Here is a 23,695-nt window from a genome sequence, read left to right as displayed (position 1 = left end):
CCGAGAATCTCAGATCAAGACGCCGTGCCGACCGCGCCCTGCTCCTCTTTCGGTGCCAAGCGCAGCGTGTAGTACAGCACCGTCAGCAGCACCAGGAACGCCGGACCGACGTACAACGCCACCCGGGTATCCTCGAAGTACGCCATCAGCCCCACCACCAGCACCAGGAACGCCAGCGCCAGGTAAGAGCTCAGCGGCCACAGCCACATGCGGTACTTCAGGCCCTTCTGCTCAGCCGTGGACAGCCCGGCGCGGAACTTGATCTGGGCCAGCAGGATCATCACCCAAGTCCAGATCGCACCGAAGGTGGCAATCGAGGTCACCCAGACGAACACCTTCTCAGGCACCAGGTAGTTGGCCAGCACACCCAGCAGCAGCGCACCGATCGACAACAGCAAGGCATTGCGCGGCACGCCGTTGCTGGAGGTCTTGGCAAAAGCCGCTGGGGCCTGGCCATTCTGCGCCAGGCTGTAGAGCATGCGCCCGGTGCTGAAGATGCCACCATTGCACGACGACAGCGCTGCGGTGATGACCACAAAGTTGATGATGCCAGCGGCGGTCTTGATGCCCAGGCGCTCGAAGGTCATCACGAACGGGCTGCCCTGGCTACCGATCTCGCTCCAGGGGTAAATCGACAGGATGACGAACAGCGCGCCGACATAGAACAGCAGGATGCGCCAAAACACCGAGCCGATGGCCTGTGGAATGGTCTTTTGCGGGTTGCGCGCTTCACCGGCGGTCAGGCCGATCATTTCCACGCCCAGATAGGCGAACATCACCATCTGCAGCGACATCAGCACACCGGTCACGCCATTGGGCATGAAGCCGCCGTTGCTCCACAGGTTGGAGATACCCACGGCCACACCGTCGTTACCGAAGCCGAAGGCAATGATGCCGATGCCACCGAGCACCATGGCGATGATCGTGACGATCTTGATCAGGGCAAACCAGAATTCGAACTCACCGAATGCCTTGACCGCGATCAGGTTGATGGCGCCCATGCTGCCCAAGGCGGCCAAGGCCCAGATCCAGCGAGGCACGTCCGGGAACCAGATGCCCATGTAGATGGCCACGGCGGTGATTTCCGCAACGCAAGTCACCAGCCACAGGAACCAGTAGTTCCAACCGGTAAGAAAGCCCGCCAATGGGCCGAGGTAATCCTGGGCGTAGCGACTGAAGGAACCGGCGACGGGATTGTGCACGGCCATCTCGCCCAGCGCGCGCATGATCACCAGAATCGCCAGGCCGCCAATGATGTAGGAAAGCATGATGGCAGGGCCGGCCATTTCGATGGCTTTGGCCGAACCGAGGAAAAGACCGACACCGATACAGGCGCCCAGCGCCATCAGACGAATGTGCCGTTCGCCCAGTTCACGCTTGAGCGGGCCGCCTTGGACGGTCTCGCCGTGGGCAGGGTGGTTGCCGACTGGCATAGCAATACAACCTCATTTTGTTATTGGATTTGACCTTCGTGCAGCCTCAGCCATGCCGATAGGCGTGGCGTTGCTTGTCGGGCTAACCTTGTGGGAGGGCCCGCATGCCGGAATAGAGCGGTCGGCAAGGCGAAGGGGCCGAGCAGTATAGGAAGGCTGTCGTAGGGCTTTTCACTATAAAAACGGAAGATTTGGGGAAAACTTCCGTCGCTGGCAGGTGCCAGTGGGCCCTCTCGCACGGCTACCATAGCAATATCGGCCTTGAACGAATGCGCCACCAAAGCCGCATTCCCACGTCAGCTTTATGTTCTTCCTACAAATTTTTCACCTGACTCGGCCAACGTCTAAGCTTCAGGCAAGCAATACGAAAAAACCTGGCCGGATTGAAGACTATGGGCGCACTGTGGCAATCGGAACCAACCAGAACGGAAGCACCCGAGACACCTCTGGCCGAGACGCCACAGCCCAAGCCCCCACGTCAGCGTCGGCTGTGGTGGCGGTTGATCCTGCTGATCCTGCTGGTGGCGCTCGTGGCCATCGGCTTCGCCGCCTATGACGAGTTCCGCACCTCGAACTTGCAGTCCCGGGAGTTCAGCAAGCTGGCCGCCACACTTACCTACTCGCTGCAACCGGGGCCCAGTGACGCCATCGTCTATCCCGGTGAAGGCCCGTTCGACAAACGCCTGGGCTATAGCGCGCTGGGCGAGTTCCTGCCACGCCTGCTCAAGCGCGACTACCTGATCAGCGAGCAAGTACGGTTCTCGCCGGCGCTGATGAACTATGTCGATCATGGCTTGTTCGCGCCCTATATCGAGAAGATCCAGGCGGGCCTGTCGATCACCGACTGTCGCGGCGACACGCTGTACCAGTACAACTACCCGCAACACCTGTACCCGGACTTCAGTTCGATCCCTCCGGTCATCGTCAACAGCCTGCTGTTCATCGAGAACCGCGACCTGCTCGATGCCAAGGACCCTCGCAACAACCCAGCAGTGGACTGGCCACGCTTCGCCAAGGCGGCCTACAGCCAGGTGGCCAAGTACCTGGCCCTGCCAGGGCAGTCGGCCGGTGGCAGTACCCTGGCGACCCAGTTGGAAAAATACAGGCACTCCCCCGATGGCCTGACCGTCTCCGGCGCCGAGAAAATCCGCCAGATGATTTCCGCCAGCGTGCGGGCCTACCAAGGCGGCCCGGACACCACCGAGGCCCGCCAGCGCATCGTGCGCGACTACCTCAACAGCGTGCCGCTGTCGGCGGTCCCTGGCCATGGCGAGGTCCACGGCATGGCGGAGGGCCTGCGGGTTTGGTACGGCGCCGATTTCGACCAGGTGAACCAGGCCCTGAGCGCTACGGCAAGTGACCCGGACAGCATGGCCGCGCGCGGCCTGGCCCTGCGCCAGGTGCTGTCGTTGATGATCGCCCAGCGCCGTCCGTCCCATTACCTGTCCAAGGGTCGGGTCGAACTGGCCGAACTGACCGACTCCCACATTCGCCTGCTGGCGGCCAACGGCGTGGTCGACAAAAAGACCGCCGATGCCGCACTGGCCAGCAAGGCTGTGTACCGCGACTGGGTGGCGCAACCGACCATCGTGCCGATCATCACCAACAAGGGTATCAGCCTGGCACGCAACCGCCTCGCAGCCATGCTCAACCGGCCGCTGTATGATCTGGACCGCCTCGACCTGTCGGCCACCAGCACGCTGCAGGCCGACCTGCAGATGCAAGCCAGTCAGTACCTGAAGAATCTCTCCGACCCTGAATTCGCCGCGCAGATCGGCCTGATCGGCGAGCGCCTGCTGACCTCCAAGACCACCGACCAAGTGCGCTACAGCTTCACGCTGTTCGAACGCACAGCCGACGGATCGCGGGTTCGGGTGCAGACCGACAGCACCGACCAGCCGTTCGATATCAACGAGGGCAGCAAGCTGGAACTGGGCTCCACAGCCAAGCTTCGTGTGCTCACTACCTATCTGGAAATCATCGCCGAACTGCACGACAAATACGCCGGCAAACCTGCCGCCGAGCTGAAGAAAGTCGAGGTCGCGGAGCTCGACCGCATCACCCAGTGGTCGCTGGAATGGCTGATGCTCAACGCCAAGAACCAGAGCCTCGATGCCATGCTCGACGCAGCGCTTGAGCGCAAGTATTCGGCCAACACCGGCGAAGCGTTCTTCACCGGCGGCGGCATGCATGTGTTCAACAACTTCCGCAAGGAAGACAACAGCCGCAACCCCACCCTCAAGGAAGCGCTGCGCGAATCGATCAACCTGCCGTTCATCCGCCTGATGCGCGACCTGGTGCGGTACGTGACCTATCAGCAGCCGTTCAACCGCGTGGCGCTGCTCAAGGATGACGCCGACCCACGGCGCCAGGAATACCTGGCCCGCTTCGCCGACAAGGAAGGCACCAACTACCTGATGCGTTTCTGGAAGAAATACCAGCGCAAGACCTCGCAACAACGCCTGGACACCTTCCTCGACAGCATGCGTATCACCCCTCAGCGCCTGGCCGCGGTGCATCGCTACCTGTTCCCTGAAGCCGGCCAGGAAACCTTCAATGCCTTCGTCCGCGCTCACAGCAAGGAAGACAAGAAAGCCCTCGCCAAGCTCACCGACAGTCGCCTGGTGGAGATGTACGAGGCCTACGGCCCCGGCAAGTACGATCTGCCCGACCAAGGCTTTATTGCCAAGGTCCACCCACTGGACCTGTGGCTGCTGGGTTACCTGCTGAAGAACCCCAGCGCAACGCCCACCGAAATGGCCAATGCCAGCCGTTTCGAGCGCCAGGAAGTGTATGGCTGGCTGTTCAAGAGCCGTCATCAGGGCGCCCGCGACAGCCGCATTCGCACCATGGTCGAAATCGAGGCCTTCCTCGACATTCATCAACGCTGGAAACGCGTGGGTTACCCGTTCGATCACCTCGTCCCGTCGCTGGCCACCGCCATCGGCAGCTCCGGCGACCGTCCTGCGGCGCTCTCGGAGCTGGTCGGCATCATCCAGAACGATGGCGTGCGGCTGCCGACCTTGCGTATCGATACCCTGCACTTCGCCGCCAACACGCCCTATGAAACCAAGCTGATCAGCGACCCGGACCGGGGGCAGCGGATCTTGCCAGTCGAGGTTGCGCGTGCACTCAAAGGGGCCATGTCCCAGGTAGTGGACGCCGGTACCGCGCGGCGTATCTCCGGCAGTTTCAAACTGCATGACGGCACCCCGCTGGTGATGGGGGGCAAGACCGGCACCGGCGACAACCGGATCGAGAGCTTCGGCGCGGGTGGTCGGCTGATCGGTTCCCGTTCGTTGAACAGAACCGCGACCTTCGTGTTCTTCCTTGGCGATAACCACTTCGGCACGCTCACCGCCTTCGTGCCGGGGCGTTCGGCGGAAGCATTCAAATTCACCTCGGCCTTGCCGGTACAGGTGCTCAAGGGCATGGCACCAATTCTCATGCCCTACCTGGAGCCAGGTAACCCGAACGAGTGCAAACCGCCACAAGTGGCGATGCAGGGCCAAAACTGAGGGTGTTGTAGCGGATTGATCGAAGCTTTAGATGATAATCATCCGCATTTTTCGTCTTGTCTTTAGATATATCTTGAGTAATATCTTGCGATATATCTAAACAGACGGAGCCACCTTCCATGCGCGACCCTGCTGCCCATGACCCTTTCGAGCGCCGCCCCGGCCGGGGCGAACGCGGCCCTCGGGTGTTCGCGCCCGGTGATCTCAAACTGCTGATGCTGTCGATGCTGGCCGAGCAGCCTGGCCACGGGTATGACCTCATCCGCCAGATCGAAAGCCTGTTCGACGGCAACTACACCCCTAGCCCAGGCGTGATCTACCCCACCCTCAACTTCCTTGAAGAAGCCGAGCTGATCAGCGGCCAGGTCGAAGGCAGCAAACGCCTGTACGTCATCACCGAAGCGGGCCGCAACGCCCTGAGCGAGCAGGCCATTGCCCTGGACGGCGTGCGCATGCGCATCGAAGTCAGCAAGCGCGCCCTGCGCGGGCATGACCGTCCACCCGAGATTCACGAAGCCGTCGGCAACCTGCGTCATGCCCTGCACATGCACAGTGGCCGCTGGACTGCCGAAGAGATCGAACGCGTGCGCAACCTGCTCAACGACACGGCCAAGGCCATCGCCTCGGGGCCAGCCGACCCCGTTACGGAGAACCATCCATGAGTGACACCATTCACCGCGTCAACCACCAGATTCGCCAGCGCCGCCTGCACGTGCTGCGGGTGGCCGACCTCACCCCACGCATGCGCCGAATCACCCTCGGCGGCCAGGAGTTGCAAGGTTTCACCAGCCTCGGCAGCGATGACCATATCAAGTTGCTGTTCGCCGAAACCGCCGAACAGCAGCAGGCCATCGACGCTCGCAATCTCGGGCGGGACGGGGGCGTCAGGCCTACCATGCGCGAGTACACGCCACGACGCATCGACCTGGTCAACAACGAACTGGACATCGACTTCGTCCTGCATGGCGATGGTCCTGCCTCGACCTGGGCCGCACAGGCAGCCCCAGGACAGACACTGGACATCGCCGGCCCACGTGCCTCGATGGTGGTACCAGACATCTTCGACAGCTACCTGCTGATCGGCGATGAAACTGCCATTCCCGCCATAGGCCGCCGATTGGAAGAACTGCCAGCGGGTCGCAAAGTGCTGGCGGTCGTCCAGATCGAAGACGATCAGGAGCGCCAGCCCCTGGAGAGCAAGGCCCAGCTGGAAATAATCTGGGTGCACCGAAATGAAGATCTGCTCGCCCGAATCGAAGCACTGGGCTTGCCTGAGGGCGACTTGTACAGCTGGGTCGCATTGGAGAAATCGCTGACCCGCCAGGTCAAGGCGTTGTTGCTGGAAAAAGGCGTCAAGGAAAGTGCATTGAAGGCCGCCGCCTACTGGCGTGCCGATGGAACTGCCGACGACGAGTGATGAGTATCGAGCCAGCTCCTGCGGGTGCCACGCGGTACCTGCCGGAGCCAGCTTGCTGGCGATGAGGCCCTACACCGACGCAGGCACTCGCCGCCCCCGCCATCGGTCCAGGCCGAGCAGCACCAGGCCAATGCCCCAGAATCCTGACAACACTCCCAACGCATTCAACATGACCTGCCTGTAACCCAAGCTGGCCACGTCGATGAATGGATAGGGGTAGACGCCGATTTCATTGCCCCGCCACAAGGCATAGGCGAAGTAGGCTGCCGGGTACAGTGCCCAGGCCGCCAGATGCCGAAGCCGCAAGCGCCCCTTGGGCACCTCGCACCACCAATACAGGACGAACAGCAGCGGCATGACGTCGTGCAGCAACTCGTCCGCCAACCATTGCCAACCCTCGGGCTGCCACAGATGGCGCAGTAGCAGGCTGTAGGCGATCGCCACCAGCACGATACTGGCCGCCACCGCGGAACTTACCGAGGGTGACAGAAAGAAACGCTTGGCACCTGAATCACGGCCAAAGGCTGCATAGCTGAGCACCGTCGCCACCAAGGTGTTGGTCAGCACCGTGAAATAGCCGAATACATTGACCAGGCCGCCGATCAGGCTGGCCTGCTCCTGCCAGCGCGCCAGCAGTACCAGATGTACCTGAACCGACAGGCCCACCCAGCCCAGCACCGCCGCCAAGGTCAACCAGGGACGACACGGCATGTCAGGCCTGGCGCTGCAATTTCACGTACAACTGTTCGACCTTTTCTCGCGCCCAGGGCGTCTTGCGCAGGAAGGTCAGGCTCGACTTGATGCTCGGGTTGCTTTTGAAACAGCGCACATCCACGCGCTCGGCCAGCCCCTGCCATTGGTAGTGCGCCACCAGCTCGGTGAGGATCTGCTCCAAGGTCTTGCCGTGCAGCGCGTTGTGTTGGGCCGTGCTCATGCCAGTGCTCCAGCGTGGGAAAGATGCGCACCTTACACGAGTGTAGTGGCCAGAGCAGCCCGCACATAACGCTAGCCATAACAGGCCACTGCATGATCAAATAGAAACGTTATATTATAACAGTAACGTTATCTGCCAAGGACCGTCACATCCCCATGCTGTGCTCACCTTTACGCCTAACCCCCCTCGCCGCCACGCTCTGGCTGGTTTCAACCAGCAGCCATGCCGTTGAACTCGAACCCCAGGTCATCACCGCCAACCCACTGGGCAACCCACAGATGGCAGCCCCTAGCACCATCCTTGAAGGTGACGAACTGCTGCAACAGCAGCACGGCAGCCTCGGTGAAACGCTCAACAAACAACCTGGGGTCGCCTCCACCTGGTTCGGCCCTGGTGCCAGCCGCCCAGTCATTCGCGGCCTCGATGGTGACCGCATCCGCATCCTGCGTAATGGCGTAGGCGCCCTGGATGCCTCGTCGCTGTCCTACGACCACGCCGTACCGCTGGATCCGGTGAACGTCGACCGCATCGAAATCGTCCGCGGCCCCGCTGCCTTGCTGTACGGCGGCAATGCCATCGGCGGCGTGGTCAACACCTTCGACAACCGCATCCCCGCTACCCCCATCGAAGGCATTCATGGCGCGGGTGAACTGCGCTACGGCGGCGCCGATACCACTCGCAGCAGCGCCGGCAAGCTCGAGGCCGGCGACGGGACCTTCGCCTTACATCTGGATGCCAGCAGCCGACAGTTCAACGACTTGCGCATACCCGGTTATGCACGTAGCTCCAAAGTCCGTGACAGCGACGACCCCGGCAGCCGCCACCGCCTGGAAAACAGCGATGGGCGCCAGGACGGCGGCGCCCTCGGAGGCGCCTACCATTGGGACCACGGTTACACCGGCATGTCCTACAGCCGTTACGACAGCAATTACGGTTCGGTGGCCGAGTCCGGCGTGCGCCTGGACATGAAACAGGATCACTACGGTTTCGAAACCGAAGTCCGTGATCTGGAAGGCCCCTTCAGCTCGATCAAGGTCGATGCCGGCTACACCGACTACGAACACAGCGAGATTGAAGAAGGCGAGGTGCACACCACCTTCAAGAACAAAGGCTACGAAGCGCGGGTCGAGGCCCGCCACCAGCCTATCGGCCCGGTCGAAGGCGTGATCGGCGCGCAAGTCAACCGCAATGAATTCTCCGCACTGGGCGAGGAAGCCTTCGTCCCACATACCGATACTGACAGCCTGGCACTGTTCCTGCTCGAACAATGGCAGGCCAGCGAGCGTCTGAACCTGAGCCTCGGCGCACGCCTCGAGCACACACGAGTCGAGCCGGATGCCAAAGGCAACGACAACTTCGCCAACGCCGACAGCGCCAGCACGTTCAATGCCTGGAGCCTATCGTCGGGTGCGGTGTACCAGCTCGACCCCTACTGGTCGCTGGCCGCGAACCTTGGCTACACCGAACGCGCTCCGACCTTCTACGAGCTGTACGCCAATGGCGCCCATGTGGCCACCGGCGCCTTCGAAGTCGGCGACGCCAATCTGAACAAGGAAAAAGCCATTTCCGCCGACCTGGCCTTGCGCTTCGACAATGGCACCCACAAGGGCAGCGTGGGGGTGTTCTACAGCCACTTCCGCAACTACATCGGCCTGATCGGCACGGGCAATCTGCGTGAAGGCCATGATCACGACCATGGCGACGATGATCATGACCATGACCACGACGAAGGCTTGCCCGAGTACCAGTACCAAGGGGTACGAGCGCGGTTCTACGGCATCGAAGCCCAGGATCGTTGGCAACTGGCCGAGAACCGCTACGGCAATTTGGCCCTGGAATTGTCCGGCGACTACACCCGAGCCAAGAACCTCGACAGTGGCGAACCCCTGCCCCGCATCGCACCACTGCGACTGAACAGCGGCCTGGTGTGGGAACTGGACCGCTGGCAAGCAAGGGTGGATGTACAACATGCGGCAGCGCAACATCGCAAGCCAGCCAATGAAACCCGCACCGATGGCTACACCACCTTGGGCGCGAGCGTCGGCTACCGGTTCGATATCGGGCAGAGTCAGTGGCTGGCATTCGTCCGGGGCGAGAACCTGACGGACCAGACGGTGCGCTACGCCAGTTCGATCCTGCGCGATATCGCACCGGCCCCTGGGCGCAGCGTGGAAGTCGGATTACGCACTTCGTTCTGAGGTCGCGGGGGCGCTTTGCGCCCCTATCGCCGGTAAGCCCGCTCCGGCAGGGCCGGACTGTTGCAAACTCGACAACAATCAACTGCGACAATTTGTCTTTTTTTCTTACAACTTCCTCTATATCCTCCACACCGCAAGCTGAATCGCTTCATCTGCCGAACCCTGTCTCCATCCTCATCGAAGGGCCCGCCCTTTGGTGCGCTTGCCGTTTTTTCAATAATCAAAAGATAGCGCTATCTCATGCTCCAACTGCCCAAAAACTGTTACATCGGCCTTGCCCTCACTGCACTCGCGAGCAACGCCTGCGCCAACGACATGTTCGCCAGCGACTCTCCCTGGATGCTCGGTGACTGGGGGGGCACCCGCAGCGAACTGCTGGAAAAAGGCTACGACTTCACCCTCGGCTACACCGGCGAGATGGGCAGCAACCTGCACGGTGGTTACGACCACGACCGCACCGCACGCTACAGCGACCAGTTCACCTTCGCCAGCCATATGAACCTGGAAAAAATCCTCGGCTGGCAAGACACCGAGTTGCAACTGACCCTCACCGAACGCCACGGCGACAACATCAGCAACGACCGTATCAACGACCCACGGGTCGGCGGCTTCACTTCTGCCCAGGAAGTCTGGGGTCGAGGCGAAACCTGGCGGCTGACCCAACTGTGGATCAAGCAGAAATACTTCGACGGTGCTCTGGATGTGAAATTCGGCCGCTTCGGCGAAGGCGAAGACTTCAACAGCTTCCCGTGTGACTTCCAGAACCTGGCGTTCTGCGGCTCGCAGGTGGGCAACTGGGTGGGCGGCATCTGGTACAACTGGCCAGTCAGCCAGTGGGCGCTGCGTGTGCGCTACAACCTCAACAGCGAGCTGTACGCGCAGGTCGGGGTGTTCGAGCAGAACCCTTCCAACCTCGAATCCGGCAACGGCTTCAAGCTCAGCGGAAGCGGCACCCAAGGTGCGGTGATGCCGGTGGAACTGGTGTGGACCCCAAGACTCAATGGCTTTAAAGGGGAATATCGCGCCGGGTACTACTACAGTAATGCCAAGGCTCAGGACGTTCTCAAGGACAGCAACGGCCAGCCGGCAGCCCTGAGCGGCGCCGCCTACCGCAGCCGTTCGAGCAAGCATGGCTTCTGGCTTGGCGCTCAACAGCAGGTGACATCGCTGGCGTCCGACCAGTCACGTGGCCTGAGCCTGTTCGCCAACGCCACCATGCACGACAAGAAGACCAATGCCATCGACAACTATGTTCAGGCAGGACTGGTTTACAAGGGCCCATTCGACGCCCGCGCCAAGGACGACATCGGTTTCGCCCTCGCCCGCGTGCACGTCAATCCCGGCTACCGCAAGAACGCCCGCCTGGCCAACCAGGCCGCCGGCCTCGATGACTATGACAACCCGAATTTCCTGCCTGTACAGGACACCGAGTACAGCGCCGAACTCTACTACGGCATCCACCTGGCCGATTGGCTCACGGTGCGCCCGAACCTGCAGTACATCCGCCATCCGGGCGGGGTGTCGCAGGTCGAGGACGCCCTGATTGGCGGCCTGAAGATCCAAAGCAGTTTCTGATCGACGCATTTGCATCACTTTTTGACCTAACGGAGAACCTACGATGAGCACTGACGGTGCCAAGAACGGAACCCGCTGGCTGCCGCGCCTTCTGGGCGTGCTGCTATTGCTGATGGGCCTGGCCCTGCTGGCAGGCGGCATCAAGCTGAGCCAGCTGGGGGGATCGCTCTATTACCTGATCGCCGGTATCGGCTTCGCCTTGTCCGGCATCCTGCTGCTGGCCAAACGGCGCATCGCCCTGGGGCTATACGGCCTGGTGTTGCTCGGCAGCACGGTGTGGGCCCTGCTGGAAGTCGGCCTGGACTGGTGGCAACTGGTACCACGCCTGGCCATCTGGTTCGCCATTGGCGTGCTTCTGCTGCTGCCGTGGGCCCGCCGCCCCTTGACCGGCCCAGCTTCGAAAGCCAATACCGCCCTGCTCAGCGTCGCGGTCGTGGCCTCTGGTGCCTGCGCCCTGGCCAGCCAGTTTACCCACCCTGGCGAAGTGTTCGGCGAATTGGGCCGCGAGAGCAGCGAAATGGCCAGCGCCGCACCGGACATGCCTGACGGTGAATGGCAGGCCTATGGCCGCACCGAGCATGGCGACCGCTACTCGCCCCTGCGCCAGATCACCCCGCAGAACGTCTATCGCCTGGAGGAGGCCTGGCGTATCCGTACCGGCGACCTGCCGACGGAAAATGACCCTGTTGAGCTGACCAACCAGAACACGCCGCTGAAGGTCAATGGCATGCTCTATGCCTGCACCGCTCACAGCAAGGTCCTGGCCTTGGACCCGGACACTGGCGCGGAAATCTGGCGTTTCGACCCTCAGGTGAAAAGCCCGGTAGGCACCTTCAAGGGCTTTGCCCACATGACCTGCCGTGGCGTTTCGTACTATGACGAAAACCGCTACGTCAGCCGCGACGGCAGCCCTGCGCCGAAAATCTCGGATGCCGGCCAGGCTGTTGCCCAGGCGTGCCCACGCCGCCTCTACCTGCCGACCGCCGACGCGCGTCTGATCGCCATCAACGCCGACAACGGCAAAGTCTGCGAAGGCTTCGCCAACCAGGGCGTGATCGACCTGACCACCGGCATCGGTCCGTTCACCGCTGGCGGCTACTACTCCACGTCGCCTGCAGCCATCACCCGTGACCTGGTGATCATCGGCGGCCACGTGACCGACAACGAGTCGACCAACGAGCCTTCCGGTGTGATTCGCGCCTACGACGTGCACGACGGCCACCTGGTGTGGAACTGGGACAGCAACAACCCGGACGACACCAAGCCATTGGCTCCCGGCAAGACCTACAGCCGCAACTCGGCCAACATGTGGTCGATCGCCAGCGTCGATGAAGACCTGGGCATGATCTACCTGCCGCTGGGCAACCAGACGCCTGACCAATGGGGCGCCAACCGTACCCCAGGCGCCGAGAAGTACAGCGCCGGTATCGTCGCCCTGGACCTGGCCACCGGCAAGGCTCGCTGGAACTACCAGTTCACCCACCACGACCTGTGGGACATGGACGTGGGCAGCCAGCCGACCCTGGTTCACCTTAAAACCAAGGAAGGCGTGAAGCCTGCGGTTATCGTGCCGACCAAGCAGGGCAGCCTGTACGTCCTGGACCGCCGCGACGGCACCCCGATCGTGCCGATCCGCGAGATCCCGGTGCCGCAAGGCGCAGTCAAGGGCGACCACACGGCACCGACCCAGGCGCGTTCGGACCTCAACCTCCTCGGCCCCGAGCTGACCGAACAGGCCATGTGGGGCGCCACCCCGTTCGACCAGATGCTGTGCCGTATCCAGTTCCGTGAGCTGCGCTACGAGGGCCAGTACACCCCACCGTCCGAGCAGGGTTCGCTGGTCTATCCGGGTAACGTCGGTGTGTTCAACTGGGGCAGCGTTTCCGTCGACCCGGTGCGCCAGCTGCTGTTCACTTCGCCGAACTACATGGCCTTCGTCTCGAAGATGGTGCCACGCGAGCAAGTTGCCGCTGGTAGCAAGCGCGAAAGCGAGACCAGCGGCGTGCAGCCGAACACCGGCGCTCCGTATGCCGTGATCATGCACCCGTTCATGTCGCCACTGGGCGTTCCGTGCCAGGCGCCTGCCTGGGGTTATGTAGCCGCCATCGACCTGTTCACCAACAAGGTCGTGTGGAAGCACAAGAACGGCACCACCCGTGACAGCACGCCAATTCCGATCGGCCTGCCGGTAGGCGTGCCGAGCATGGGCGGGTCGATCGTCACCGCTGGCGGCGTCGGCTTCCTCAGCGGCACGCTGGACCAGTACCTGCGCGCCTACGACACCCACAACGGCAAGGAACTGTGGAAGTCCCGCCTGCCAGCAGGTGGCCAGGCCACCCCCATGACCTACACCGGCAAGGACGGCAAGCAGTATGTGCTGGTCACGGCTGGCGGCCATGGCTCGCTGGGCACCAAGATGGGCGATTACATCATCGCTTACAAACTCTCGGAGTAAGCACCACCGCTCCCCCAGGTCCACGCCTGTGGGAGCGGCCTTGTGTCGCGAAAGGGCTGCCCAGCAACCCCGAGGTCACGCTACCGGCCGGGGAACTGGGGCTGCTAAACGAGCCTTGCGCGACACAAGGGCGCTCCTACACCATTGAAACCCATTCCCCCCCGCCCCATCTAAGCACCATAGTCATTTACGCAGGTGCCCCATGAGCGACCAGCAGGATTTCCCGGAACAACCCGACGAACACAGCGAAGTCGAACACCTTCAGTCCCAGGCCAACACTGGCCACGCCCTCGCCTTGCCCGGCCAGCAGTTACCGGACAAGGTCTATGTGATCCCGATTCACAACCGCCCGTTCTTCCCGGCCCAAGTCCTGCCGGTCATCGTCAATGAAGAGCCTTGGGCAGAAACGCTCGACCTGGTGGCCAAGACACCGCACCACTCCCTGGCACTGTTCTTCATGGACACGCCACCCGAAGACCATCGCCACTTCGATACCTCCGCCCTGCCGCAGTACGGCACGCTGGTCAAGGTGCACCACGCCAGCCGCGAGAACGGCAAGCTGCAGTTCGTCGCCCAGGGCCTGACCCGGGTGCGCATTCGCACCTGGCTCAAGCACCACCGCCCACCGTATCTGGTCGAGGTCGATTATCCGCGCCAACCGACCGAGCCTACCGATGAGGTGAAGGCCTACGGCATGGCCCTGATCAATGCGATCAAGGAACTGCTACCGCTCAATCCGCTGTACAGCGAGGAGCTGAAGAACTACCTCAACCGCTTCAGCCCCAACGACCCGTCGCCGCTGACCGATTTCGCCGCAGCGCTCACCTCCGCCACCGGCAATCAGCTGCAAGAAGTGCTGGACTGCGTGCCCATGCTCAAACGCATGGAAAAAGTCCTGCCCATGCTGCGCAAGGAAGTCGAGGTCGCACGCCTGCAAAACGAGATCTCCGCCGAGGTCAACCGGCAGATCGGCGAGCACCAGCGTGAGTTCTTCCTCAAGGAGCAACTCAAGGTCATCCAGCAGGAGCTGGGCCTGACCAAGGACGATCGCAGCGCCGACCTGGAGCAGTTCGAACAGCGCCTGGAAGGCAAGACCCTGCCGGAGCAGGCGAAAAAACGCATCGACGAAGAAATGGGCAAGCTGGCGATTCTGGAGACCGGCTCGCCCGAGTACGCCGTCACCCGCAATTACCTGGAATGGGCCACCGCCCTGCCCTGGGGCCTGTACGGCAAGGACAAGCTCGATCTCAAGCACGCCCGCAAGGTCTTGGACCAGCACCATGCCGGCCTCGATGACATCAAGGAACGCATCCTCGAATTCCTCGCCGTCGGTGCCTGGAAAGGCGAGATCAGCGGCTCCATCGTGCTGCTGGTAGGCCCGCCTGGCGTGGGCAAGACCAGCATCGGCAAGTCCATCGCCGAATCCTTGGGGCGGCCGTTCTACCGCTTCAGCGTCGGCGGCATGCGCGATGAGGCCGAGATCAAGGGTCACCGCCGCACCTACATCGGCGCCCAGCCAGGCAAACTGGTGCAGGCGTTGAAAGAGGTCGAGGTGATGAACCCGGTGATCATGCTCGACGAAATCGACAAGATGGGTCAAAGCTACCAGGGTGACCCGGCCTCGGCACTGCTTGAGACCCTCGACCCGGAGCAGAATGTCGACTTCCTCGATCACTACCTGGACCTGCGCCTGGACTTGTCCAAGGTGCTGTTCGTGTGCACCGCCAACACGCTGGACTCAATCCCCGGCCCGCTGCTCGACCGGATGGAAGTGATCCGCCTGTCTGGCTACATCACCGAGGAAAAACTGGCCATCGCCAAGCGCCACTTGTGGCCCAAGCAACTGGAAAAAGCCGGCGTCGCCAAGGCCAGCCTGAGCATCAGCGACAGCGCCCTGCGCACCGTGATCGAAGGCTACGCCCGTGAGGCCGGTGTACGGCAGTTGGAGAAGCAACTGGGCAAGTTGGTGCGCAAGTCGGTGGTCAAGTTGCTGGATGACCCTGACGCCAAGCTGAAGATCGGCAACAAAGACCTTGAGCCTGCCCTGGGCATGCCGGTGTTTCGCAGCGAACAGGTTTTGGCCGGCAAGGGCGTGATAACCGGGCTTGCCTGGACCAGCATGGGCGGTGCGACCTTGCCGATCGAGGCCACCCGCATCCACACCCTGAACCGCGGCTTCAAGCTGACCGGCAAGCTGGGCGATGTGATGAAAGAGTCCGCCGAAATTGCCTACAGCTACGTCAGCTCGAACCTCAAGCAGCTTGGTGGTGATCCAGCGTTCTTCAACGAAGCGTTCATCCACCTGCACGTGCCGGAAGGGGCCACGCCCAAGGACGGTCCAAGTGCGGGTATCACCATGGCCAGCGCCTTGTTGTCGCTGGCTCGCGACCAGGCACCGAAGAAAGGCGTGGCCATGACTGGCGAGTTGACCCTCACTGGCCAGGTCCTGCCTATCGGCGGGGTGCGCGAGAAGGTGATCGCGGCGCGGCGGCAGAAGATCTTCGAGCTGATTCTGCCGGAGCCCAACCGTGGAGACTTCGAGGAGCTGCCGGACTACCTGCGTGAAGGGCTGACCGTGCATTTCGCCAAACGCTTCGCCGATGTCGCCAAAGTGTTGTTCTGACCGATAGTGCGCCCTTCGCGGGTCAAGCCCGCGAAGAGGCCGGCACAAGTGGCACAAAACCGCGCGATCATCGGTTATCCTCAGGCCAACGCCAGCCTCCGGAGCCACCATGACCGTCCCTCGTCTACTCGTTCCCCTGAGCCTTGCCCTGCTCACCGCCTGCGCCCAGCAGCCCAGACAAACCGTCGAACTGGACGCTGAAAGCGAATGCCCCAAGCGCCTTCAGGTCGGTCAATCCCTCACCCTCACCCTGCCCAGCAACCCCACCACCGGCTACCGCTGGCTGGTGCAGAACCCAGCGTCGGACATCCTGCGCAGCCTCGGCCCCGAGGTTTACAGCGACCCTGAGGACGCTGGCATCGTCGGCAGTTCCGGCCTGTCGACCTGGCGCTTCCAGGCCAAGTCAGCTGGCGAAGGCCACCTGGTCCTGGTCTACCAACAACCCTGGGCTCCCGAAGTAAGGCCTGTCCAGACCTTCGATTGCGCCATTCGGGTAAAGTGATCGCACAGCGCTGGTCAGCCAACCATGCATCCTCGCCGCGGTTTGGCTAGAATGCCGGCCCTGTCTATCGCCAGCGCCTGGATCCACCGTGAGCAAAGAACCCGACCGCCTATTCGCCCAGCCTCTGGAGCAGGTGCCCGACTTCGTCTTCAACGAAGACGTGGTGCGGGTATTCCCGGACATGATCAAGCGTTCGGTGCCCGGCTACCCGACCATCGTCGAGAACCTCGGCGTGCTGGCCGCGCGCTTCGCCCAGCCCAATACCGCGCTGTACGATCTGGGCGCATCGCTGGGCGCTGTGACCCAGTCCCTGCGCCGTCACGTGCGCAGCGATGGCTGCCGAGTCATCGCCGTGGACAACTCGGCGGCCATGGTCGAGCGCTGCCGCCAATACCTTACCGCTCAGGACTCGATGTTCCAGGAACTGCTGCCGGTACAGGTGCTGGAAGCCGATATCCTGGCCCTGCCCTTCGAGCCGGCCTCGGTGGTGGCGATGAATTTCACCCTGCAGTTCATCGCCCCTGACCAACGCCTGGTGTTGCTCGGCCGTATCCGCCAGGCCCTGCTGCCGGGCGGCGCGCTGATCCTGTCGGAGAAACTGCGGTTCGCCGATGACGAGGAGCAAACCCTGCTCAATGAGCTGCACCTGGACTTCAAACGTGCCAATGGCTACAGCGAACTGGAGATCGCCCAGAAACGCAGTGCCATCGAAAACGTGATGAAGCCCGATACCCTCCAGGCCCACCAGGAACGTCTGCACGCCGCTGGCTTCTCCAAGGTCGTGCCTTGGTTCCAATGCCTCAACTTCGCCTCACTGATAGCCCTGCCATGATCGATCTTTCCCCTCTGGTCCGCCGCTTGGCGGGTACGCCCCTCGCTACCTGGTCCCAGGGCCTGCAAGCACAGCTGGATGCCAAGCTGGAAAAAGGCCACGGTGACCTCGACCGCTGGCGCGGCGCCCTCGATGCCTTGCCCGTCCTGCAGCCTAGCGAAATCGACCTGGTCGACGGCCTGCGTCTGGACTGCGCCTGCGACGACGCGACCCGCGCCCAGGTGCGCCAGGCGCTGATGGGCTTGTCGCCCTGGCGCAAGGGACCGTTCAACCTGTTCGGCGTTCATGTGGATACCGAATGGCGCTCGGACTGGAAGTGGTCGCGTGTCAGCCCGCACCTGGACCTCAAGGGCAAGCGCGTGCTCGACGTGGGTTGTGGCAATGGTTACTACCAGTGGCGCATGCTCGGCGCTGGCGCCGACATGGTGATCGGCGTCGACCCCAACTGGCTGTTCTTCTGCCAATTCCAGGCGGTGCAGCGATTCCTTCCAGGACTGCCGGCCTGGCACCTACCCTTCGCCCTCGAAGACCTGCCAGCCAACCTGGAAGGCTTCGATACGGTGTTCTCCATGGGCGTGTTCTACCACCGCCGCTCGCCGATCGAGCACTTGCTGGCTCTCAAGGATTGCCTGGTCAAAGGGGGCGAGCTGGTGCTGGAAACGTTGGTCGTGGAAGGCGATGAACAACAGGTGCTGGTGCCTGAGGACCGCTACGCGCAAATGCGCAATGTCTGGTTCCTGCCCTCGGTGCCTGCGCTCGCGCGCTGGCTGCGCCGGGCGGGCTTCAGTGACGTACGCTGTGTCGATGTCAGCGTGACCACCATCGAAGAGCAGCGCAGCACCGAGTGGATGCGTTATCAGTCGCTGAGCGATTTTCTCGATCCCCACGACCACAGCCTGACCATCGAAGGCCTGCCAGCCCCGCGTCGGGCAACCTTGGTGGCCCGCAAGTAAAACGCAACCCCCGTGGTCGTCGCGGTTTTTTTGGCCTACGCGAAGATATTCCTCATCTGCCCCGCATGCCTGCCGATTCCGCTCCACTGTGCCAGGAACTGGCGGAAGTGCAGGATGAACACCACCAGTTCCTGACGGGTGTTCATCCTGCCGAGCCGGACCACGGAACTTTCCAGGTAGGCCTCGATGGTCTGCCAGGTCGTGTGCAGATGCCCTGACGCCAGCACCACGTCCCATAAGTCGATCTCCAATTCGCCCATGCATGCATTGAGCTCATTGACGCGACCGCTCACCCGCTGGATCTCCGCCAGCCGTTGGCTGAGCTGACGGTGCCGCAGCTCCAGCTCATGCAGCTGGGCGCGGGCCTTTCTGGCCTTTGCACCATAGATCGAGTTGCTGATAATGGCTCCGAACGGTCCACCTAGCCAGCCCAATGTCGACTGCTTGGAGAAGGATCTGTAATCATGACGGACGTCTAGAATCTCACCGTCCAAGCGACTCAACTCCCACTCGAGGTCTTCAGCGTCCGGCGCCAGCGAGAATCGTTTGGCCGCACGGCACTTTTCGAACACCGCTGGCCTGAGTGTGAAGCGCGCCTGGTCGCGAAAATTCTCGAGTCCCAGGCGAACCCCATCGACTTGTTGATCAAAATCGTCGATTTGCCCGTGCAGCCACATCAACTGGTCAGCCATTGACCGGAGCAATTGCAGGTCCCGAGGGCCAAGGTCCATTTCCGGCGCTGAAAGCAACGTGGCCCAGGATGCGCGATCGATGCCCATTGCCCGTGTGCGTGCAGCAAGGTCCAGCACCTGGGCACCGAGCGCTTCGACCTGCCTGGCATGCTCTGCAAGGGCGGTGGTGACAGCCAGGCACTGCGTGTCGAGGATCGACCATGTACGGGCATGCAACGCCAAGTGTTTGAACAGGCCCAACATCCGTTCGGGAGCCAATTCTGGCTCGGTGATTCTGTCGTACCCCAGCCACGCGATGGTTTGCGCCAGCGTGGACGGCAATACGCGCATGCGTTCGCTGTAGTTTCTGATCGTCGACCGCGATTCGGCCGTAAGGATCAAACCCGCAGAACCCTGCCCATCTCGATTATCCATGGCCTGGATCAGTTCACCCGGCAGGACGATCGCTTTCATCTGCTGCTCTTCGAAAGGCAACGTACGTGGATTCATGAGTCTTCAATTGACGTCGATAGCAAAGAAATCGCGCTCCGCAGAGCGCGACATGATGGGCGCCCTCAAAGCGCGCGACGGTGTTGCTCCAACAGCTGGCGCTGGTAGGTCAGCAATTGCTTGAAGAGCCCATTGAGTACTCGCAATTGCTCGCCGTCACCGATCGGAGCGCGCTCCAAATGGGTGTGGAAATTGCCCAGAGCCTGCCTGACGACCGTCATGCCAGATGCCCAATCCGTGCGTTGCTCCTGCAGCATCGGCAGCATTTCCAGTGCAGCAAGCCTCTGCGTCACCGTTGCCTGGCGCTGTACGAGTTCTCTGACCTGAACGGCTAGCTTGCGCACGCGCTCACCGATGTTGCGGCGCTCCTGCTGCAGTTGGGTGTAGCGCATACCTTCGACGACATCGCCCAGCAGGGTTTGAAGCTGTTCGACGGCTTTGGAGACAGCCTCGACGGTGACGACCGTTTCACCACCCGGAACGGCCAGTTTGCCGAGATCGTCGAGTGAAGGGACCACACCACCGAATCGCGTCTGCAGTCCATTGGCTTCCAAGGTGGCAATGGCCTTCTCGACCGTCTCCTTGTTCTGCTGCTCCCGATCATGCTCTTCCACCAACTGGGCGTGGGTCCTGACCAGGTTTTGCTGCTGCTTGTTCAATCGCTCCTGATCGGCTGTACCGACCAGCAAAGGCAACGTAGCGAGCGCCTGGAGCTCTCTGCCCAAATGGGATATTTGATCAGCCAGTCGCGATTTCACCGTATCTCGCTCTTCTGCGGCTATGGCGAGAACGTCACTGTCGTGACCACTACCGAGGCTGGCGAGCATATCGCTCAACGCTTCGTTATCCAGCTCGGCAGTCAGCCTTTGGGCCTTACGCACCGTTTGATCGATGCAATGGGTGAACAGCCTCATGTGTCGCTCCAGGTTTTCCTGGAGCGGTGTCGAAAACTTCAATTGACCCTTCTGCCACACCTCGGTGTAGCTTCGTGTTGCCGCGAGCACTTTGCCGAGCTCGGGCGCATCGGCAGTCATGGGCAGGACGTGGACGTTGTCGTTCATGGTCGTTTCACCTTATTGGGCCGAGGCTGCATCGTCGAAGATTTGGGTTAATTGCAGGGATTTTTCCTGGATATGTTTCCATTGCGCGAGGAACTGGCGGAAATACAAAGAGAACCTGATCAACTGCTTGTTGTCGGAAATGCTTTCGAGCTTTTCGATCGACGCATCGATATAGGAACCTACGGTGTCCCACGCCGTTTGCAGGTGGGAAGCAGCGGTGACCACGTCTTGCAGTCGGGTGTCGAGTTCGCCGACAAACGTCGCCAACTCTTCCATGCGGCCCTCAAGATTCACCCGCAGACGCAACTGATCGCTGACTTTACGGCGCTCCTCCTGCTGCTTCTTGCGCTCTTTGCGCACTTTCTCCGCTTTGCTGCCGTATATTCCCCCGGTGATTGCCGCTCCGATGGGGCCAACGGCCAGGCCACCCAACGCCAGCTTCACGTATTGATCGTACTCAGTGCTAAGTGCAGTGATGTCCTGGTCGAGCAACTTCAGCTGCTCGCGCAGGTTCTCTACCTGGTTGTCACCCTGCTTTCGCTCGACTGCATGGCCTTTTTGCTTAACCGCGGGAATCAGCTCGAAACGCGCGATGTCCCGGAAGCTCTCGGTTTCGAGCCTTACGCTTTCCACCTGCTGCGCATACCACTGCACATCCTCCTTGAGAATGCCCATGTAAACGACGAGTAGCGAAACTGACTGCCTGCCTGGGCCGTCCAGTTTCACCGGAGTGCTTAGCAGGAGCTTCTCCCAGTGCTTGACCTCGCCCACCGCACGCCGGGATTCTTCGAGGATGCCTTCACCGGCCGCGTTGATCGAAGCAGCGGTGGAAGAAAGCCCGGCTGCCAGTTTCTTGCTCCTGTCCGACAGCGGCGCCCATGTACGGGCATGAGTGCGCAGGCTCTCGAACAGCTCGTCCATGGACTCGGGCGTAAGTTCGGGCTCTTCGATTTGCTTGTAGCCCAACCAACGCTCCAGGTTGTCGCGGCTGGAGGGCAACGCGAAGACAAAATTGGCATAGCGATTGAGCGTGAGGATGTGTTCGCGACTGAGCGTCAGGCCGCCTTGGCCCTCACCATCGAGCGAGGCCAAGCCGTTCACTACAGCTTGCGGGTATTTAGCAGCTTTCTGTTGAAGCAGCTCATAGTCAGCCCATTGTTCATTCATGATTTCGCCCCTGTATACGAGCCCTACATTGGCTCGGTCAGGGCAAAGTACGGCAATCGTCATGCACCACAGCAGCGGGCAGGCTTTCCTGATCCGACAGGGGCTGGTGGCTAACGAGGGGGACGGTGATCATGCCGCTGCATGAAGGAAGGCAGCGGTGGGCCGCTGGCCCGAAGGGCCGGACCCGTTTCAATCGCGGGGTGCCATCGCCGGTCAACCTGTCTCTAGAGGTTCGGACTACCGGCGATGAGAAGGAAGAATCAGCGCGAAGCCGCCACGATCAGCGCCTTCATCTCTGCTACAGCGGCCTTGAAGCCGACGAACAATGCATGCGCGACCAAGGCGTGGCCGATATTGAGTTCGTTGATGCCTTTGATTGCCGCCACCGCCTCGACGTTGTGGTAATGCAAGCCATGGCCAGCGTTGACGATCAGCCCTTGGCCAACGCCGAAGGCGACGCCATCGACGATGCGCTTGAGCTCGTCTGCCACTTCGGTCGGTGTTTCGGCATCGGCATAACGACCGGTGTGCAACTCGATGGCCGGTGCACCAACGCGACGCGAGGCTTCGATCTGCCGCTCGTCGGCATCGATGAACAGCGACACTTCGGCACCGGTGCGCGACAGGCGCTCGACTGCTGCCTTGATCCGCGCCTCTTGGCCGGCCACATCCAGGCCACCTTCGGTGGTCAGCTCCTGACGGGTTTCCGGTACCAGGCAGATATGCGCCGGGCGAATCTTCTCGGCGAAGGCCATCATCTCTTCCGTGACGCCCATCTCGAAGTTCATGCGGGTCTGCAGCACATCCTTGAGCAGCACGACATCACGCTCCTGGATATGCCGGCGGTCTTCGCGCAGATGAACGGTGATGCCGTCGGCGCCCGCCTCTTCGGCGTCCAGCGCGGCCTTGACCGGGTCGGGATAGCGCGTGCCCCGGGCCTGGCGCAGGGTCGCCACATGGTCGATATTGACGCCGAGAAGCATGCGGTTGCTGTGAGTCACGAAAGGCTCTCCTGAAGATGTAGCCCCACAGCATACGACGTGCTCAGCGCTTGCGAAACAGTTCCCGGCTAACCAATGGCTTTGACCCCAGGTGCACCGCCAGCGCTTGGCGCATCAGGCGCTTGGCCGCCAGCAGCGCACCCGGTGCGTCCCAGTCGGCTTGAGCCAGGGCCAGCAGCTCGTTGCCGTTGAACAACCCAGGCTGCACCAGATAAACCCGTTCCAGGCCAGCCTCGACCTGGAGGCGGTAGAAACCTTGCGCAACGATGGGTTGGTCGTTGACATCGTGGTCCAGTGCGAAGGCATAACCGAGGTCTTCGAGCAGCCGCCATTCGAACGAACGCAGCAAGGGCTCGAGCGGACGCCCGGCCGCCAGTGCCTGCAAGGTCAGGGCGTAATGCTCGAACAACTCGGGCTGAGGGGCTTCGGCAGGCAAAAGGCGCATCAGTAGCTCGTTCAGATACAGGCCACTGAACAGCGCATCGCCATGCAACCAGGCGGCAATCCCGACTGTATCAAGGCGCCCAACGTTCTTCAGCTCGCCGCGTCCGCGCAATTCCACTTCCAACGGCACGAATGGGCGCACCAGGCTGCCACCCTTGCCGCGTGCACGGCGCAGCACGGCACGTACACGCCCTTGCGGCGTGAAGAAGTCGACCAGTGCGCTGGTTTCCTTGTAAGCGCGGCTGTGCAGCACGTAGGCCGGCTGGGCGGCAGGTTGTTCCATCAGAACTCTCTAAAGGCCAGATGTGCCTGTGGGAACGGGTTCGCCCGCGAACGCTGCAGTGGATTCACTGACGCTTTCGCGGGTGAACCCGCTCCCACAGAGAGGTGCTGGCCGCCTG

At 61.8% G+C, this 23,695-nt stretch carries 18 protein-coding genes; 10 read left to right on the top strand and 8 right to left on the bottom strand.

From position 1 onward, the window contains the following. Positions 1 to 14: 14 nt before the first annotated feature. Complete coding sequence (locus IF103_RS05275) at positions 15 to 1,433, bottom strand: amino acid permease (protein WP_023378996.1); 1,419 nt, start codon at positions 1,431 to 1,433, stop codon at positions 15 to 17. 392 nt (positions 1,434 to 1,825) lie between these two features. Here IF103_RS05275 and IF103_RS05270 point away from each other — a divergent pair, with 392 nt between their 5' ends. The 3 genes from IF103_RS05270 to IF103_RS05260 all read left to right on the top strand — a co-directional run bounded on the left by IF103_RS05270 (position 1,826) and on the right by IF103_RS05260 (position 6,368). Further along, the gene (locus IF103_RS05270) at positions 1,826 to 4,951 is read left to right on the top strand and encodes a transglycosylase domain-containing protein (RefSeq protein WP_023378995.1); all 3,126 of its coding nucleotides are present in this window, start codon (positions 1,826 to 1,828) and stop codon (positions 4,949 to 4,951) included. Between the two features lie 119 nt (positions 4,952 to 5,070). After that, entirely contained in the window at positions 5,071 to 5,613 is a 543-nt protein-coding gene (locus tag IF103_RS05265; RefSeq protein WP_023378994.1) for a PadR family transcriptional regulator, read from the top strand. Next, positions 5,610 to 6,368 carry a siderophore-interacting protein gene (locus IF103_RS05260; RefSeq protein ID WP_023378993.1) on the top strand — a complete coding sequence of 253 codons (759 nt, stop codon included), beginning with the start codon at positions 5,610 to 5,612 and terminating at the stop codon, positions 6,366 to 6,368. The genes IF103_RS05265 and IF103_RS05260 overlap by 4 nt, the downstream gene beginning before the upstream one ends. A gap of 69 nt (positions 6,369 to 6,437) precedes the next feature. Here the strand turns inward: IF103_RS05260 and IF103_RS05255 are convergent, their stop codons facing one another. Then, positions 6,438 to 7,079 (bottom strand): Pr6Pr family membrane protein, encoded by a 642-nt coding sequence (locus IF103_RS05255; RefSeq protein WP_202675916.1) that lies wholly within the window; start codon positions 7,077 to 7,079, stop codon positions 6,438 to 6,440. Between the two features lies 1 nt (position 7,080). Then, a complete protein-coding gene (locus IF103_RS05250) occupies positions 7,081 to 7,302 on the bottom strand; it encodes a VF530 family protein (protein ID WP_023378991.1) in 222 nt (73 codons plus the stop codon). A gap of 155 nt (positions 7,303 to 7,457) precedes the next feature. Between IF103_RS05250 and IF103_RS05245 the strand changes: the two genes are divergently transcribed. The 7 genes from IF103_RS05245 (at position 7,458) to cmoB (ending at position 18,440) form a co-directional block, all read left to right on the top strand. Beyond that, positions 7,458 to 9,500 carry a TonB-dependent receptor gene (locus IF103_RS05245; RefSeq protein ID WP_104882895.1) on the top strand — a complete coding sequence of 681 codons (2,043 nt, stop codon included), beginning with the start codon at positions 7,458 to 7,460 and terminating at the stop codon, positions 9,498 to 9,500. 240 nt (positions 9,501 to 9,740) lie between these two features. Then, a complete protein-coding gene (locus IF103_RS05240; protein WP_027908118.1) occupies positions 9,741 to 11,075 on the top strand; it encodes a carbohydrate porin in 1,335 nt (444 codons plus the stop codon). Between the two features lie 43 nt (positions 11,076 to 11,118). Next, positions 11,119 to 13,530, top strand: a complete 2,412-nt coding sequence (locus IF103_RS05235; RefSeq protein WP_023378988.1) for a glucose/quinate/shikimate family membrane-bound PQQ-dependent dehydrogenase — start codon at positions 11,119 to 11,121, stop codon at positions 13,528 to 13,530. A gap of 202 nt (positions 13,531 to 13,732) precedes the next feature. Then, entirely contained in the window at positions 13,733 to 16,153 is a 2,421-nt protein-coding gene (lon, locus tag IF103_RS05230) for an endopeptidase La (protein ID WP_202675915.1), read from the top strand. A gap of 109 nt (positions 16,154 to 16,262) precedes the next feature. Next, entirely contained in the window at positions 16,263 to 16,655 is a 393-nt protein-coding gene (locus tag IF103_RS05225; RefSeq protein WP_023378986.1) for a protease inhibitor I42 family protein, read from the top strand. Between the two features lie 88 nt (positions 16,656 to 16,743). Then, positions 16,744 to 17,487, top strand: coding sequence for a carboxy-S-adenosyl-L-methionine synthase CmoA (gene cmoA / locus IF103_RS05220; RefSeq protein ID WP_023378985.1), 744 nt, complete (start codon positions 16,744 to 16,746; stop codon positions 17,485 to 17,487). Next, positions 17,484 to 18,440 carry a tRNA 5-methoxyuridine(34)/uridine 5-oxyacetic acid(34) synthase CmoB gene (gene cmoB, locus IF103_RS05215; RefSeq protein ID WP_202675914.1) on the top strand — a complete coding sequence of 319 codons (957 nt, stop codon included), beginning with the start codon at positions 17,484 to 17,486 and terminating at the stop codon, positions 18,438 to 18,440. The genes cmoA and cmoB overlap by 4 nt, the downstream gene beginning before the upstream one ends. Positions 18,441 to 18,475: 35 nt before the next feature. Here cmoB and IF103_RS05210 read toward each other — a convergent pair whose 3' ends face one another. The 5 genes from IF103_RS05210 to recO all read right to left on the bottom strand — a co-directional run bounded on the left by IF103_RS05210 (position 18,476) and on the right by recO (position 23,577). After that, positions 18,476 to 19,621 carry an alpha-xenorhabdolysin family binary toxin subunit A gene (locus IF103_RS05210; RefSeq protein WP_027908116.1) on the bottom strand — a complete coding sequence of 382 codons (1,146 nt, stop codon included), beginning with the start codon at positions 19,619 to 19,621 and terminating at the stop codon, positions 18,476 to 18,478. Positions 19,622 to 19,686: 65 nt separating this feature from the next. Then, on the bottom strand, positions 19,687 to 20,682 hold the full coding sequence (locus IF103_RS05205; RefSeq protein WP_202675913.1) for an alpha-xenorhabdolysin family binary toxin subunit B: 996 nt from the start codon (positions 20,680 to 20,682) through the stop codon (positions 19,687 to 19,689). A 12-nt stretch (positions 20,683 to 20,694) separates the two neighbouring features. Next, positions 20,695 to 21,912 (bottom strand): alpha-xenorhabdolysin family binary toxin subunit A, encoded by a 1,218-nt coding sequence (locus IF103_RS05200; protein ID WP_252189429.1) that lies wholly within the window; start codon positions 21,910 to 21,912, stop codon positions 20,695 to 20,697. Positions 21,913 to 22,109: 197 nt separating this feature from the next. Beyond that, positions 22,110 to 22,832, bottom strand: coding sequence for a pyridoxine 5'-phosphate synthase (gene pdxJ, locus IF103_RS05195; RefSeq protein WP_189672858.1), 723 nt, complete (start codon positions 22,830 to 22,832; stop codon positions 22,110 to 22,112). 61 nt (positions 22,833 to 22,893) lie between these two features. Next, positions 22,894 to 23,577, bottom strand: a complete 684-nt coding sequence (gene recO / locus IF103_RS05190) for a DNA repair protein RecO (RefSeq protein WP_023378978.1) — start codon at positions 23,575 to 23,577, stop codon at positions 22,894 to 22,896. Positions 23,578 to 23,695 lie beyond the last annotated feature (118 nt).

This window comes from Pseudomonas sp. SK2, assembly GCF_016772395.1.
In the GTDB taxonomy this organism is placed as follows: Bacteria; Pseudomonadota; Gammaproteobacteria; order Pseudomonadales; family Pseudomonadaceae; genus Aquipseudomonas; species Aquipseudomonas taiwanensis.
Note: the sequence above shows the minus strand (reverse complement) of the source record. Positions and strands in the feature narration are given on the sequence as shown.

What these genes read in the sequence shown, in the direction of transcription:
- IF103_RS05240 (WP_027908118.1), top strand. Translation starts at nt 9,741, where the DNA reads ATGCTCCAACTGCCCAAAAACTGTTACATCGGCCTTGCCCTCACTGCA.
- lon (WP_202675915.1), top strand. Translation starts at nt 13,733, where the DNA reads ATGAGCGACCAGCAGGATTTCCCGGAACAACCCGACGAACACAGCGAA.
- IF103_RS05245 (WP_104882895.1), top strand. Translation starts at nt 7,458, where the DNA reads ATGCTGTGCTCACCTTTACGCCTAACCCCCCTCGCCGCCACGCTCTGG.
- IF103_RS05260 (WP_023378993.1), top strand. Translation starts at nt 5,610, where the DNA reads ATGAGTGACACCATTCACCGCGTCAACCACCAGATTCGCCAGCGCCGC.
- IF103_RS05275 (WP_023378996.1), bottom strand. Translation starts at nt 1,433, where the DNA reads ATGCCAGTCGGCAACCACCCTGCCCACGGCGAGACCGTCCAAGGCGGC.
- IF103_RS05250 (WP_023378991.1), bottom strand. Translation starts at nt 7,302, where the DNA reads ATGAGCACGGCCCAACACAACGCGCTGCACGGCAAGACCTTGGAGCAG.
- recO (WP_023378978.1), bottom strand. Translation starts at nt 23,577, where the DNA reads ATGGAACAACCTGCCGCCCAGCCGGCCTACGTGCTGCACAGCCGCGCT.
- IF103_RS05235 (WP_023378988.1), top strand. Translation starts at nt 11,119, where the DNA reads ATGAGCACTGACGGTGCCAAGAACGGAACCCGCTGGCTGCCGCGCCTT.
- IF103_RS05270 (WP_023378995.1), top strand. Translation starts at nt 1,826, where the DNA reads ATGGGCGCACTGTGGCAATCGGAACCAACCAGAACGGAAGCACCCGAG.
- pdxJ (WP_189672858.1), bottom strand. Translation starts at nt 22,832, where the DNA reads ATGCTTCTCGGCGTCAATATCGACCATGTGGCGACCCTGCGCCAGGCC.
- IF103_RS05265 (WP_023378994.1), top strand. Translation starts at nt 5,071, where the DNA reads ATGCGCGACCCTGCTGCCCATGACCCTTTCGAGCGCCGCCCCGGCCGG.
- IF103_RS05205 (WP_202675913.1), bottom strand. Translation starts at nt 20,682, where the DNA reads ATGAACGACAACGTCCACGTCCTGCCCATGACTGCCGATGCGCCCGAG.
- IF103_RS05225 (WP_023378986.1), top strand. Translation starts at nt 16,263, where the DNA reads ATGACCGTCCCTCGTCTACTCGTTCCCCTGAGCCTTGCCCTGCTCACC.
- IF103_RS05255 (WP_202675916.1), bottom strand. Translation starts at nt 7,079, where the DNA reads ATGCCGTGTCGTCCCTGGTTGACCTTGGCGGCGGTGCTGGGCTGGGTG.
- IF103_RS05210 (WP_027908116.1), bottom strand. Translation starts at nt 19,621, where the DNA reads ATGAATCCACGTACGTTGCCTTTCGAAGAGCAGCAGATGAAAGCGATC.
- cmoB (WP_202675914.1), top strand. Translation starts at nt 17,484, where the DNA reads ATGATCGATCTTTCCCCTCTGGTCCGCCGCTTGGCGGGTACGCCCCTC.
- IF103_RS05200 (WP_252189429.1), bottom strand. Translation starts at nt 21,912, where the DNA reads ATGACGATTGCCGTACTTTGCCCTGACCGAGCCAATGTAGGGCTCGTA.